The organism is Streptomyces bambusae (assembly GCF_020532645.1).
Classification (GTDB): Bacteria; Actinomycetota; Actinomycetes; order Streptomycetales; family Streptomycetaceae; genus Streptomyces; species Streptomyces bambusae.
In genome coordinates this window covers 101,390-115,227 of the sequence record NZ_JAJAUZ010000023.1, presented here as the reverse complement: position 1 = coordinate 115,227, position 13,838 = coordinate 101,390, and the positions used below count along the sequence as shown (strand labels likewise).

8 protein-coding genes are annotated in these 13,838 nt (G+C 75.4%); 4 read left to right on the top strand and 4 right to left on the bottom strand.

The genetic code is table 11. The annotated features are described in order from the left end of the window. Positions 1 to 143 precede the first annotated feature (143 nt). The 3 genes from LG634_RS18200 to LG634_RS18190 all read left to right on the top strand — a co-directional run bounded on the left by LG634_RS18200 (position 144) and on the right by LG634_RS18190 (position 5,320). Positions 144 to 1,763, top strand: a complete 1,620-nt coding sequence (locus tag LG634_RS18200) for an ABC-F family ATP-binding cassette domain-containing protein (RefSeq protein WP_226734905.1) — start codon at positions 144 to 146, stop codon at positions 1,761 to 1,763. A 231-nt stretch (positions 1,764 to 1,994) separates the two neighbouring features. Next, positions 1,995 to 3,359, top strand: coding sequence for an MFS transporter (locus LG634_RS18195; protein WP_226734904.1), 1,365 nt, complete (start codon positions 1,995 to 1,997; stop codon positions 3,357 to 3,359). Between the two features lie 20 nt (positions 3,360 to 3,379). Next, a complete protein-coding gene (locus LG634_RS18190; protein ID WP_372482447.1) occupies positions 3,380 to 5,320 on the top strand; it encodes a helix-turn-helix domain-containing protein in 1,941 nt (646 codons plus the stop codon). A gap of 25 nt (positions 5,321 to 5,345) precedes the next feature. Here the strand turns inward: LG634_RS18190 and LG634_RS18185 are convergent, their stop codons facing one another. After that, positions 5,346 to 6,587 (bottom strand): glycosyltransferase, encoded by a 1,242-nt coding sequence (locus LG634_RS18185; RefSeq protein ID WP_226734902.1) that lies wholly within the window; start codon positions 6,585 to 6,587, stop codon positions 5,346 to 5,348. Between the two features lie 598 nt (positions 6,588 to 7,185). Between LG634_RS18185 and LG634_RS18180 the strand changes: the two genes are divergently transcribed. Further along, positions 7,186 to 9,729, top strand: a complete 2,544-nt coding sequence (locus LG634_RS18180; protein WP_226734901.1) for a SpoIIE family protein phosphatase — start codon at positions 7,186 to 7,188, stop codon at positions 9,727 to 9,729. 35 nt (positions 9,730 to 9,764) lie between these two features. Here LG634_RS18180 and LG634_RS18175 read toward each other — a convergent pair whose 3' ends face one another. The 3 genes from LG634_RS18175 to LG634_RS18165 form a co-directional block, all read right to left on the bottom strand. Continuing rightward, positions 9,765 to 11,456, bottom strand: coding sequence for an FG-GAP repeat domain-containing protein (locus LG634_RS18175; RefSeq protein ID WP_226734900.1), 1,692 nt, complete (start codon positions 11,454 to 11,456; stop codon positions 9,765 to 9,767). Positions 11,457 to 11,601: 145 nt separating this feature from the next. Next, the gene (locus LG634_RS18170) at positions 11,602 to 12,615 is read right to left on the bottom strand and encodes an SDR family NAD(P)-dependent oxidoreductase (protein ID WP_226734899.1); all 1,014 of its coding nucleotides are present in this window, start codon (positions 12,613 to 12,615) and stop codon (positions 11,602 to 11,604) included. A gap of 47 nt (positions 12,616 to 12,662) precedes the next feature. Continuing rightward, positions 12,663 to 13,823: a UDP-N-acetylglucosamine--N-acetylmuramyl-(pentapeptide) pyrophosphoryl-undecaprenol N-acetylglucosamine transferase gene (locus LG634_RS18165; RefSeq protein WP_226734898.1), complete on the bottom strand. Its 1,161-nt coding sequence runs from the start codon at positions 13,821 to 13,823 to the stop codon at positions 12,663 to 12,665. Between the last annotated feature and the right edge of the window lie 15 nt (positions 13,824 to 13,838).

The following is a 13,838-nucleotide window of genomic DNA, read 5'->3' as shown; positions in this document are numbered from 1 at the left end:
ATCGAACCTTTCCGAGAGAACCGGTCATGCCTTTCTCGGCATTTCCGCGGCGTCGGTGACGTCGTGTGAACAGGTTTACCCAACCCGCTAGAGCGCCACTTGAGACGATGTGCACCTCCACGGGCATAGGGCATATTGGCTCCATGGGTCACATTGATGTCGGACATGTTCAGTACCATCTGCCGGACGGGCGCACGCTCCTCGGTGATGTTTCCTTCCGGATCGGAGAAGGGACTTCCGCTTCCCTTGTCGGTCCCAATGGGGCGGGGAAAACCACTCTGCTCAGACTGATCGCGGGCGATCTCAATCCGCACGAGGGCGCCGTCGCGGTCAGTGGCGCCCTCGGAGTCATGCCGCAGTTCATCGGAAGCGTCCGGGACGACCGGACCGTGCGGGATCTCCTGGTGTCCGTGGCGCATCCGCGCATCCGGGAAGCCGCCGCGGCCGTCGACGAGGCCGAGCACGCCATCATGACGGTGGACGACGAGGCCTCACAGATGCGCTACGCACAGGCCCTCGCCGACTGGGCCGAAGCACAGGGCTACGAGGCCGAGACCCTCTGGGACATCTGCACGGTGGCCGCCCTCGGCATACCGTACGAGCAGGCGCAGTGGCGGCAGGTGCGAACGCTCTCCGGCGGCGAGCAGAAGCGGGTGGTGCTGGAGGCGCTGCTGCGGGGACAGGACGAGGTGCTGCTGCTCGACGAACCGGACAACTACCTGGACGTACCGGGCAAGCGCTGGCTGGAGGAGCAGCTCAGGGAGACCCGCAAGACCGTCCTGTTCATCTCTCACGACCGCGAACTCCTGGCCAATGCCGCCGAGAAGATCATCAGCGTGGAACCGGGCGCCGACGGCGCCGATGTGTGGGTGCACGGCGGCGGGTTCGGCTCCTTTCACGCGGCGCGCAAGGAGCGCTTCGCCCGCTTCGAGGAACTGCGCAGGCGCTGGGACGAGAAGCACGCGCAGCTGAAGAAGCTGGTCGTGGCCCTCCGGCAGGCCGCGTCGATCAGCCCCGACATGGCCTCGCGGTACGCCGCGGCGCAGACCAGGCTCCGCAAGTTCGAAGAGGCCGGCCCCCCTCCCGAGCCCCCGAGGGAACAGGACATCCGGATGAGACTGCAGGGCGGCCGCACCGGTGTGCGTACCGTCACCTGCGAGAAGCTCGAACTCACGGGCCTCATGAAGCCCTTCGACCTGGAGATCTTCTACGGGGAGCGCGTCGCGGTCCTCGGTTCCAACGGCTCCGGCAAGTCACACTTCCTGCGGCTGCTCGCAGGAGAGGAGGTGGCGCACGACGGGCTGTGGAAGCTGGGAGCCCGCGTCGTCCCCGGCCACTTCGCGCAGACCCACGCCCATCCCGAGCTGGAGGGCCGGACGCTGCTGGAGATCCTGTGGAAGGACCACTCCCAGGACCGCGGCGCGGCCATGTCCGCGCTTCGGCGCTACGAGCTGACGCGCCAGGCGGAGCAGAACTTCGAGCGTCTCTCGGGAGGTCAGCAGGCCCGTTTCCAGATCCTGCTGCTCGAACTCGCCGGCACCACCGCACTGCTGCTGGACGAACCGACCGACAACCTGGACCTGGAGAGCGCGGAGGCCCTTCAGCAGGCGCTGGAGGCGTACGAAGGCACCGTGATCAGTGTGACCCACGACCGATGGTTCGCCCGCTCGTTCGACCGCTACCTCGTTTTCGGGAGTGACGGGAAGGTACGGGAATCGTCCGAGCCGGTCTGGGACGAGCATCGCGTGAACAGGGTGCGGTAGGGCCCCTCCTGCCGATCGGCCCGGCCCGGCGGCGCCGTGAACCGGGCATTCTGAAGTGCCCGGAACTTCGGACGCCGTCGGGCCGATGAGGCGCACACGATGAACGGTATGGCGAACGCGCACACTCAGCGGGGGGTAACTGTGGAGGCGCGCACCATGTGCCCTTGACCTGGGCGTTCCTATGGTGTGGCGGCACGGAAACGTTCCCCTCCCCGTCCGAAAGTGGTGCCCATGGCCGCCTCCGCTCCCCCGTCAGCACAGTCCGGCAGCATCAAGAGGATCGTCGCCGCCAGCCTCGTCGGGACCACCGTGGAGTGGTACGACTTCTTCCTCTACGGGTCCGCCGCCGCGCTCGTGTTCAACAAGCTGTTCTTCCCGGCCAGCGACCCGCTCACCGGCACCCTGCTGAGCTTCCTCACGTACGCCGTCGGGTTCGCCGCCCGGCCGCTCGGCGGGGTGGTCTTCGGGCACTTCGGGGACCGGATCGGCCGCAAGAAGCTGCTGGTGCTGAGCCTCCTGATGATGGGCGGGGCGACCTTCGCGATGGGGCTGCTGCCCACCCACGCCCAGATCGGTGCGGCCGCGCCGGTGCTGCTGACCCTGCTGCGGCTGGTGCAGGGCTTCGCACTCGGCGGTGAGTGGGGTGGCGCGGTGCTGCTGGTCTCCGAGCACGGCGACGACCGCAACCGCGGCTTCTGGGCCTCGTGGCCGCAGGCCGGGGCGCCCGGCGGGAACCTCCTCGCGACCGGTGTGCTGGCGCTGCTGGCCGCCGTACAGTCCGACGAGGCGTTCCTGGACTGGGGCTGGCGGGTGCCGTTCCTGCTGTCCGGGGTGCTCGTGGCGATCGGCCTGTGGATCCGGATCTCCGTGTCCGAGTCCCCGGTGTTCCTGGCGGCCCGCGCCAAGGCCGCCGAGCGGGAGGCGGCCGGGGCCGAGGTCCGCCGGCCGCTGACGGAGGTGCTGCGCACCGGCCGCCGCCAGGTGCTGACCGCGATCGGGACCCGGCTGGGCGAGAACATCTCGTACTACATCCTCACCGCCTTCCTGCTGGTCTACGTGACGGCCCATCTGGAGCTGCCGAAGAGCGACGCGCTGAACGCGGTGCTGATCGGCTCGGCGGTGCACTTCGTGACCATCCCCGCGTGGGGCGCGCTGTCGGACCGGATCGGGCGCCGGCCGGTGACGCTGATCGGGGCGGCCGGCATGGCGGGCTGGGCCTTCGCCTTCTTCGCACTGCTGGACACCCGTTCGTTCCCGGTGATCGTGCTGGCCGTGACCGTCGGGCTGCTGTTCCACGGCGCGATGTACGGGCCGCAGGCGGCGTTCATCTCGGAGATGTTCGACACCGAGGTCCGCTACTCGGGCGCCTCGCTGGGCTCCCAGCTGGCGTCCATCGTCGGCGGTGCGCTCGCCCCGATCATCGCGGTCGAGCTGCTGAAGGACTACGGCTCGGCGCTGCCGGTCGCCGTGTACCTGTGCGCGGCGGCGCTGGTCACGGTGGTGACGGTGGCCCTCGCCCGGGAGACCCGCGGCCGCAGCCTGGCGGCCCCGGCGGGCGACGGGGCGGCCGCCGTGCGGCAGCCGACGGCCCGCTGACCTCCGGGGCACGGGACCGTATGCTCACCGGGGTGACAGCTTCAGCCGGTGCCGGTGCCCAGCCCGGCGGCGGGGCCGGTGCGGCCGGCGCCGCCGCCGGGCTGCGCCGGCTGCTGGACCTGCTGGCCGGGGGCGCGCCCGCCGAGGACTTCGCGCGCCCTGCCGCGGAAGCCCGGGCGGCGGGCCTGCCGGCCGCGGCGGTCGCCGAGGTCGAGGAGGCCACGGCGGTGGCGCTGCGGGTCCGGCGGACCATCGGCCAGCACCGGCGCCGGGAGGCCGAGCTGACGGCGCTGTTCGACACGGCGGGCGACCTGGCCCGGCTGCGGGACCTGGACGCGGTGCTGCGGGCCATCGTGCACCGGGCGAAGCTGCTGCTCGGCACGGACGTCACCTACCTGTCGCTGAACGACGAAGCCGCCGGGGACACGTACATGCGGGTCACCGACGGGTCGGTGGCGGCGGCCTTCCAGCAGGTGCGGCTCGGGCTCGGCGAGGGACTGGGCGGACTGGTGGCGCAGAGCGCCCGGCCGTACGTGACGAGCAACTACCAGGCGGACACCCGGTTCCGGCACACCGACGCCATCGACAGTGCGGTCGCCGAGGAGGGCCTGCGGGCCATCCTCGGCGTGCCGCTGCGGGTGGGCGCGCGGATCATCGGGGTGCTGTACGCGGCGGACCGGGCGCCGCGCGGGTTCACGGCCGACGAGGTGGCGCTGCTGTCCTCGCTGGCCGACCACGCGGCCGTCGCGATCGACGGGGCGAGGCTGCTGGAGGAGACCCGGGCGGCGCTGGACGAGCTGAACGCGGCGTCGGTGACGATCCGGGCGCACAGCGAGGCCATGCGGCGGGCGGAGCGGTCCCACGACCGGCTGACGGACCTGGTGCTGCGGGGCGGCGGGGTGACCGAGGTGGCGGTGGCGCTGGCCGGGCTGCTGGACGGCGGGATCGTGGTGCACGACAGCGAGGGCATCGAGCTGGCGCGGGCCGGGGCGGGCCCCGCGGGTCCGCCGGCGGCGGCCGCGGTGGCCCAGTCGCGGGCGAGCGGGCGGGCGGTGCGGGCCGGCGGGAGCTGGCTGTGCGCCGTGATGGCCGGTCCGGAGCCGCTGGGGAGCATCGCGCTGACCCGGCGGGACGGACTGGGCGACGCGGACCGGCTGCTGTTCGAGCGGGCGGGCGTGGTGACGGCCCTGTTGCTGCTGCTGGGCCGGTCGGTGGCGGAGGCCGAGGACCGGATCCGCGGGGAGCTGCTGGACGACCTGCTGTCGGGGACGGCGGAGCCGTCCGGGCTGTCCGGACGGGCCCGCCGGCTGGGCGTCAACCTGACGCGGGGACATGCGGTGTTCGCGGTGGCGGCGCCCGGGGTGCCGGGGCCGCGGCTGCTGTCGGCGGTGGCCCGGCTGGCACAGGCCCGGCGGGGGCTGGCGGGGCCGCACCGGGACGAGGTGGCGTTCATCGCGCCCGCCGAGGAGCCGGGCCGGCTGGCGCAGTCCGTGGCGCAGGAGCTGGGCGGGCTGCTGGACGCCGAGGTCACGGTGGGCGCGGCGGGTCCGGTGGACGGGCCGGGCGGGCTGCCCGCCGCCCACGCGGAGGCCCGGCGCTGCCTGGCGGCGCTGCGGGCGCTGGGGCGCACCGGCCGCGGCGCGGCGCTGGCCGACCTCGGGTTCGTCGGACTGCTGATCGGCGAGCGGGCGGACCTGTCGGCGTACGTGCGGGGCGAGCTGGGGCCGGTGCTGGACTACGACGCGGAGCGCGGCACGGACCTGGTGCACACCCTGGCGGCGTACTTCGCGGAGGGCAGCAGTCTGACGCGGACGAAGGACGTGCTGCACGTCCATGTGAACACCGTCGTCCAGCGGTTGGAGCGGGTCGGGACGCTGCTGGGTCGCGACTGGAACACGCCCGCGCGCACCTTGGAGCTGCAACTCGCCTTGCAGCTGCATCGCTTGACGAACAGTCAATAGCTTTTCCGGATGGGGCCGTACGGGCTCACCGGAGCCGGTCTAGGGCGGCGAGCACGGGTGCGGCGCCGTCCTCCGCGGCGAGGGCGGCGGCCAGCCGGGCACCGCGCTGCCGGTGGCCGGGGTCTTCGACGGCGCGGCGGACCGCGGCGGCGAGCCGGTCCGCGGTCAGGTGCTGGAACCGCAGGGCGGCGGGGGCGACGCCGAGAGCGGTGAGACGGGCGGCCCAGAAGTGCTGGTCGAGCTGGACGGGAACCGGTACGGCAGGCACTCCGGCGCGCAGCCCGGCGGCGGTGGTGCCGGCCCCGGCGTGGTGGATCACCGCAGCCGTGCGGGGGAACAGCCAGGCGTGCGGCACGTCGGCGACGGTGAGCAGGTCGTCGCCGTCGGCGTGCAGGCCGCTCCAGCCGCTCTGCACGATGCCGCGGACCCCGGCGGCCCGCAGGGCTTCGGCGAGCAGGGCGCTGAGGCGGTCCGGCCGGTCGGTGACGAAGCTGCCGAAGCCGGCGAACACCGGCGGCGGTCCCGCGTCGAGGAAGGCGGCGAGCCTCGGGTCGGGCCGCCAGCCGGGCGGGACGGGCGGCCACCAGTAGCCGCCGACCCGGTGGCCGGGGGGCCAGTCCGCGGGGCGGGGCACGACGTGCGGGCTGTAGCCGTGGTGGACGGGGCGGTCCGGGTCGAGGCCGAGCGGACCGGTGAACGTACGGCGGGGCAGGCCGAGTTCGCGTCGCAGCGCGGTGACGGACGGGGCGAACAGCCGGTCGCCTGCGGCCCACAGGGCCTGGGCGGCGAGCCGGTTGCCGTGCCGGCCGAACGAGCGGGCGCCGCTGACCAGGGGCGGGTGTGCGCCGGTGGGGGTGACGGGCTGGAGGTGGGCGCCGAGGCACGGCAGCCGGTGGGCCTCGGCGAGGGCGGCGCACATCGGTTCGGTCAGCGGCGAGGCGATCAGCACGTCGGTGCCGGCGCGGACCGCGTCGACGATCCCGGCGGTGAGCCGGGGCATGAACGCGCGGGCCATCCGGATCACCCGGGCCAGTGCGACGGGCGCGCTGACCGCGCGGGCGAGGCCCTGGCCGGCGGCGGAGGCGAGGATGTCCTTCGGGTCGACGGGCAGCGGCCGGAAGCCGAGCCCGTGGCGGCGGACGGCCGCCTCGAACCGGGCGTGGGTGGCGAGGTCCACGGTGTGCCCGGCGGCTGCGAGCCGCACTCCGAGCCCGGTGTACGGGGCGACGTCGCCCCAGGATCCCGCCGTCACGATGAGTACGCGCACGACCCCACCATGCCAGGCATCCGCCGATATTCCATCCCGCCCGACCCCTGAGACCCTGCGGGTCGATCCCGGCCCGGCCGGCCCCTTGCCCTCGCGGGGGCTCCGGACCGGGCCGGGCCAATCCAGCCCCTCCGGCGCTTGAGGAGCGGGTCCGGGCAGAGCCCGGTGCCCGGCGCCGCCACCTCCAGCCTCTCCGGCGTTTGAGGAGCGGGTCCGGGCAGAGCCCGGTGCCCGGCGCCGGCCGGGTTGCCCTTCTTGGGGCTCCGCCCCAAACCCCGCTCCTCAAACTCCCCCAGCCCCAGGGGGCCGGGAGGTACCCCCTGGAGGGGCTGGATTCTGCCCCCCGCCCGGTGGGCAGCCGACCCAAGGAGTCACACAGCACGGTGGACAACCGGCCCTGGCGGGCTGGTTGCGGGGCTCCGCCCCAAACCCAGCTCCCGCCGGAGGGGCTGGATATTGCTCCGCCCGGCGGGCAGCCGACCCAAGGCGCTGGATTGGCCCCGCCCGGCGGGCAGCCGGCCCAAGCAACCGGAGGCGGTCCAGACCGGCGGGCAGCCGAGGCCGGCGTAAGGCGCGGCGGCGGCAGCCCCGGCAGGGGATGCGACCGCGGGCCGGCGGGGCGCATCCTGGCAGTGTGACCGGGTACGGCGTGGCCGGGCACCCAGCCCCACCGGGGCCGCCGGCTCCGGACGGGGACGCGCACGGGACGGCGGCGGCGCCGGGCGGTCCGGACGCGCTGACCCTGGCGCTGGCCCGGGCCACCGTGAGCACGACCGAAGCCGTCGGCGGGTACGCCGGCGGCGTCTACCTGCGCTCGCGGACCGACGGCCTCCTGCGGCTGTCGGTGCTGGCCGGACTGCCCGGCCGGCTGTTCGGCCCGTGGTGGCGGATGCACGTGAACCGGCCGTTCCCGGTGGCCCAGGCCCACCGCACCGGCCAGGCGGTGCACCTGGCGGACGCCGAGGAGGCGATGCGGCGGTTCCCTCAGCTGATGGCGGGGCTGCCGTTCCCGTTCGGATCGCTGTACGAGCCGGTGGCGGGCGGCGGCGAACGGTACGGGGTGCTGATGGTGCTGCGCCCGGCGCAGGCGGGGGCGCCGGTGGGCGCGGCCGACCGCCGGGCGATGCGGGACGGCGCGGCCCGGCTCGCCGCGGCCCTGGCCGCCCTGGAGGCGGCGGGCACGCCGGCCGAGTGGGAGGCCGAGCCGGTGTGCGTGCAGCTGCCCGAGCCGGCCGCGCCGCCGGTGCGCAGCGGGCACTTCACCTGGGACCTGGACACGGGGGCGATGGCGGCGGACGCCGGGCTGTGCGAGCTGGCCGGGGTGGATCCGGCGGCGTTCCGCGGGACGGCGGCCGAGCTGATGGCCCGGTGGGCGCCGGAGGACCGGTTCGGCATCCGGGCGGCGGCCCTGGCGCTGGGCGGCCCGGAGGGGCCGTCGACCCGCCGGATGCCGCTGCGCGGCACGGACGGGCGGATCCTGCTGCTGGAGATGACGGCACTGCCGGACCGCCGGCTGACCGGGTTCGTGCTGGATCCGGGCGCGGGCGCGGTGCCCGACGAGGCGGCGGACCGGCTGCCGCAGGCGGTGGTGTCCGTCGACCGGCTCGGGCGAGTGACGTACGCCAACCCGGGGACTCGGGCGGTGCTGGGCGTGGGACGGGCCGAGCTGACCGGCCGGGTGCTGTGGGAGGCCCTGCCGTGGCTCGGGCACCCGGCGTACGCGGACTACTTCCGGTCGGTGCTGCTCTCCGGGGACCACGTCAGCTTCCCGGCCCGCCGTTCGCCGCGGGAGTGGCTGACGGTGTTCCTGCACCCCGACCGCAACGCGGTGACCGTGACCTTCGCGGCCACCGAGCATCCGGCGTACACCCCGGGGTCGGTGGTGCGGCCGGGTGCCGGGACGGGCTCCCCCGCGGACCGGGCGGCCGCCCTGTACCGGCCGGTCGCGCTGGCGATCGCGCTGACCGAGGCGGTCACGGCGCGGCAGGTGTCGGCGGTGGTCACGGACGAGCTGCTGCCCGCGTTCGGCGGCCGCCAGCTGGCGATCTACCTGCTGAACGAGCGGCACCTGTACCTGGCGTGGGAGACCGGTTTCCCGCACGGGTTCCTGGACCGGTTCGACGGGGTCTCGCTGGACGAGCGGCTGCCGGGCGTGGAGACGCTGACGTCCGGCCGGCCGATCTTCTTCGAGTCGATGGAGCACCTGGCGGCCGCGTACCCGGGGATCCCGCTGGACTCCGACGTCGGTGCCCGGGCCTTCCTGCCGCTGATCGCCTCGGGCCGCCCGGTCGGCTCGTGCATCCTCGGCTTCGAAGCGCCGCGCGGCTTCAGCCCCGAGGACCGTACGGTGCTGACCGCCCTGGCCGGTCTGATCGCGCAGGCCCTGGAGCGGGCGCAGCGGTACGACACCGAGGCGGCGCTGGCCCGCGGGCTGCAGGACGCGCTGCTGCCGCACCGGCTGCCGCGGCACGAGGGGCTCGACACGGTGGGCCGGTACCTGGCGGGCACCCAGGGCATGGACGTGGGCGGCGACTGGTACGACGTCATCGAGGCGGGTGACGGGCTGCTGGCGCTGGTCATCGGCGACGTCCAGGGGCACGGGGTGGCGGCTGCCGCGACGATGGGCCAACTGCGCAGCGCTGTACGGGCGTTCGCGCTGGGCGGGAACAGCCCCCAGGATGTGGTGCGGGGCACGAACCGGCTGCTGATCGACCTGGATCCGGGCCAGTTCGCGAGCTGCTGCTACGTGCTGCTGGACCCGGTGACCGGTGTCGCGCGGGCGGCCCGGGCCGGGCATCCGCAGCCGCTGCTGCGCCGGGCGGACGGGGTGACCGAGGTGCTGGACCTGCCCGGCGGGGTGGTCCTCGGGGTGGACGGGTCCGCGTCCTATCCGGTGGCGGAGCTGGCGCTGGAGCCGGGCGCGGTGCTCGCGCTGTACACGGACGGGCTGGTGGAGCAGCCGGGGACGGACATCGACCTGGGCGTGGAGCGGCTGCGCGGCGCGCTGGCCGGCGCCGGCCGGGTGCCGCTGGGCGACCTCGCCGACCGGCTGATCGGCGAGGCCCTGCGCACCGCCGACCGCCCGGACGACATCGCCCTCCTGCTGGCCGCCCGCAGGGCGCCGGGGCCGCAGGAGGGGTAGCCGGTCCGGCCCGGGCACCCGGTCCGGGAGGCGTGTCAGAAGAGGGTCGCGAAGCGCTGCCAGCCGGTGCCGATCCGGACGCGGGGGGCCAGCGTGGCGGTGCCGCCGCGGCCGGTGGCCGAGTAGCGGTAAAGGTCGCCGCGGGCGTCCCGGGCCACCAGGTCGGCCTTGCCGTCGCCGTCGAGGTCACCGGGCGCGACCAGGGCGTCGTACGTGTTCCAGCCCGCGCCGATCAGTACGCGGGGCCGGAACGGGGTGGCGGCCGTGCCGGTGCCGGCGTACAGGTAGAGGCGGCCGGTGCGGTCGCGGGCCAGCAGGTCGGCGCGGCCGTCGTTGGTGAGGTCGCCGCTGCCGGCGAGCACGTCGTACACCTGCCAGCCGCCGCCGATCTTCACGCGGGCGCCGAGGGCGGTGTGGAAGGCGCCGTTGCCGGGGTGCAGCCAGAGGGTGCCGGCGGAGTCGCGGGCGAGCAGGTCGCCGCGGCCGTCGCCGCTCAGGTCGCCGGGGCCCGCCGTCAGCCCGTAGGACCAACTGCTGGATGCGAGGCGGCCGTTGAGGTAGAGCGCCGTGCCCTGCACCTGGAGGAACGTGGCGTGGTTGCGCAGGTGCAGGGCGGCTGCGTAGCCGGTCTTCATCCCGGCGGGCAGGGTCGGGTCGGCGGGGTCGGAGATGTCCCAGGGCGGGCCGTACCGGCCGTCGGCGCGGGTGTCGTGGCGCAGCCAGCGCCAGTCGGCGGTGATGCCGACGGTCTGACCCTTGCCGTAGACGGGCGGCGCGCCGCCGCCGGCGGTGAGCCGGCGGTGCTGCCAGCCGTCGCCGTGCCGGACCGCCGGGCCGAACGTGCCGTCACCGAGGGCGGAATGGCGCTGGAGGGTGCCGTCGGGGGCGCGGCCGAGGAGGTCGCCGAGGCCGTCGCCGTCGAGGTCGTCGGCGCCGACGAGGAGGGGGTAGCGGTTCCAGCCGGTGCCGGCGGCGACGCGGGCGCGCAGCGGGGCGGCGGCGTCGCCCGTACCGCGGTAGAACCACAGGGTGCCGTCGAGGGAGCGGGCGAGGAGGTCCCCGGTGCCGTCGCCGTCGGCGTCGCCCGGCGCGGTGATCTGGTCGTAACCGCCCCAGCCGTGGCCGACCTTGGCGCGCGGGGCGAACGGTCCGCCGGCGGTGCGGCCGGTGCCCCGGTACAGGTAGAGGTCGCCGCCGGGTTCGCGGGCCAGCAGGTCGGGGCGGCCGTCGCGGGTGAGGTCGCCGGCGGCCACCACCCGGTTGTAGATCTGCCAGCCGCGGCCGGTCCAGCGGGCCGGTCCGGTGCCGGTGGCGGCGGCCGTGTGGAGGGTGAGGCGGCCGTCGGCGGACAGTGTGAGCAGTTCCGGCCTGCGGTCCCCGTCGAGGTCGCCGGCCGGGATCAGGTCCTTGAACACCTCGGCGAGGTCGGCGGCGTCCAGGGCGTACGGGGCGGGCGCGTACCCGCGGCCGCTGGTGAAGACCTGGGTGAGGGTGTCGTACCCGGTGGCGACGAGGTCGCCGCGGCCGTCCCGGTCCAGGTCGAAGCGGGGTGCGGCGGGCGCTGCGGCCGCGCGGCCGGGGTGCGGGGGCGGGCCGCCGGCGCCGGGAGCGCCCGGGGCGGGTGCGCCCGGGGCGGGTGCGCCCGGGGCCGGTGCGGCGGCCGCGGCGAGCGCGAGGGCGCATCCGGCGGCGGTGAGGCCGAGGCGTGTGCGGCGCGGCAAGGACACGGGTCCCCCCTGAGGTCGGCGGTCCGGCGGTGGTGCGCGGTGCGTCGTACCCACAGCGTGCAGAGCCTTCCCGCGCTGCGGGCGGCCGACGCGGCGGAGTTCACGCCGAGTTGGCCGCCCGTACGCGTGCAGCCCGCGGCCGCCGTCAGACCTGGTACCGGTCGGGGGCGAAGAGGTGCAGGTGGCCGGCGACCCAGTCCGAGGTGCGGCGCAGCCCCTCCGGCAGCGGCACCTGCGGCTGCCAGCCGGCCCAGTCGCGGGCCCGGGAGTTGTCCGACAGCAGCCGCTCGACCTCGCTGCCCGCCGGCCGCAGCCGGGCCGGGTCGACGACCACGCGGGCGTCCCGGCCGGAGGCCGTGATCAGCTCGCGGGCCAGGTCGCCGACGGAGATCTCGGTGCCGGTGCCGAGGTTGAGCACGTGGCCGAGGGCCCGGTCGCATTCGGAGGCGGCGAGGAACCCCTCGGCGGTGTCGGTGACATAGGTGAAGTCACGGGTCGGGGTGACCGATCCGAGCTTGATCTCCCTTGCACCGGAGTGGAGTTGGGCGAGGATGGTGGGGATGACGGCGCGGGCCGACTGGCGGGGCCCGTACGTGTTGAACGGGCGGACCACGGTCACCGGCAGCTCGAACGCGTGGTGGAAGGAGAGGGCCATCATGTCCGCGCCGATCTTCGAGGCGGAGTACGGGGACTGCGGCTGGAGCGGGTGGCTCTCGGATATCGGGGCGGTGATCGCGGTGCCGTACACCTCGCTGGTGGAGGTGTGCACGAGCCGGCGCACGCCGTGGCGGCGGCAGGCCTCGGCGACGTTCTCGGTGCCGGTCACGTTCGTCTGCACGTACGCGCCGGGCGAGTCGTAGCTGTACGGGATGCCGATGAGGGCGGCGAGGTGGAAGACGGTGTCGCAGCCCTGGACGGCGTCGGAGACCCGGCCGGCGTCGCGGACGTCGCCCGCGAGCATCTCGACGGCGCTGCCGGGCCCGAGGTGGTGGGCCAGATGGCCCTTCTCGGCGTACGGCTTGTAGTGCACGAACGCCCGCACCCGGGCGCCGCGCGCGACGAGCAGGTCGACGAGGGCCGAGCCGATGAACCCCTCGGCGCCGGTGACGAGCACGGTCCGTCCGTGCCAGGGGTGGGGGTGGGGGGTGGTGGTGTGCATGGTGGTCGTCCTGTCCGGTGGAGGGCTCGGGTGGTCGTGGTGAAGGGTCATGCGTGCTGCGGGCGGGCCGCGGCCCCGGCGGCCGGGTGGCCGGCCAGGCGGAGGACCTCGGCGGCAAGGAGCTCGGCCGCCCGGGCGTGCGGCCCGGGGTCGGCGGCGCCGCTCATCGCGGCGAGCCGGGCCGGGTCGGCGAGCAGCGGCCCGACGAGGCCGGCCAGCCGCTCGGCCGTGGCCTCGGCGTCGGGCAGCAGCAGGCCGGCGCCGTCGTCGGCCAGGACCCGGGCGTTGTGGGTCTGGTGGTCGCCGGGGGCGTGCGGGTAGGGCACGAGCACGGCCGGGACGCCGGTGCAGGCGAGTTCGGCGACGGTGGCGGACCCGGCCCGGCACACGATGAGGTCGGCGGCCGCGTACACGAGGTCCATCCGGTCCAGGTACGGCACGGCCCGCGCGATCCGGTCGCCGCCGTTGCCGGCGAGGTCCCGCCGGGCCGCGTCGAGGGCCGGCGGCCCGGTCTTCACGAGCAGCCGTACGTCGTCCCGGTTCCGCCACTCCCGGGCCAGGCCGGTCGCGGCGGCGGTGAGCCGGGCGGCGCCGAGGCTGCCGCCGTTGAACACGACCAGCCGGGCCCCGGCCGGCACCCCGAGCATCCGGCGGGCCCCGTCCCGGCAGCCGGCCCGGTCCAGCCCGGCGAGGGCCGCGGCGATCGGCATGCCGGTGGTCAGCGCCCGCTCCCCGCCGGCCAGGTGCCGCCGGCTGCGGTCGAACGCGACCGCGATGTGCGGGGTCAGCCGGGCCGCGAACCGGTTGGCCCGCCCCGGCACCGCATTGGACTCGTGGATCAGCGCGGGCAGCCCGGCCAGCCGGGCCCCCAGCACGGCGGGCGCACTGGGATACCCGCCCATCCCCACCACCACCTGCGCACCCTGCCGGCGCAGCACCCCCCGCGCCTGCTGCGCCGACCGCAGCAGCGCGGCGGGCAGCAGATACCGCCGGGCCCCCAGCGCAGGATCGAACGGAATCATGTCGACGGTGTCCAGCCGGTACCCGGCCCCCGGCACCAGCCCGGTCTCCAGCCCCCGCTCGGTCCCGATGAAGGAGACCCGGGCCCCCGGCACAACCCGCCGCAACTCCTCGGCGAGTGCCAGCCCCGGATAGATGTGCCCACCGGTACCCCCGGCCCCGATGACAACGGAAAGTGATGCGCTCATGGAGAGCAGGGTCGT

Excerpts from the sequence above, each read along its gene's own strand:
- LG634_RS18190 (WP_372482447.1), top strand. The coding sequence starts at position 3,380 with ATGCTCACCGGGGTGACAGCTTCAGCCGGTGCCGGTGCCCAGCCCGGC.
- LG634_RS18165 (WP_226734898.1), bottom strand. The coding sequence starts at position 13,823 with ATGAGCGCATCACTTTCCGTTGTCATCGGGGCCGGGGGTACCGGTGGG.
- LG634_RS18180 (WP_226734901.1), top strand. The coding sequence starts at position 7,186 with ATGCGACCGCGGGCCGGCGGGGCGCATCCTGGCAGTGTGACCGGGTAC.
- LG634_RS18195 (WP_226734904.1), top strand. The coding sequence starts at position 1,995 with ATGGCCGCCTCCGCTCCCCCGTCAGCACAGTCCGGCAGCATCAAGAGG.
- LG634_RS18170 (WP_226734899.1), bottom strand. The coding sequence starts at position 12,615 with ATGCACACCACCACCCCCCACCCCCACCCCTGGCACGGACGGACCGTG.
- LG634_RS18200 (WP_226734905.1), top strand. The coding sequence starts at position 144 with ATGGGTCACATTGATGTCGGACATGTTCAGTACCATCTGCCGGACGGG.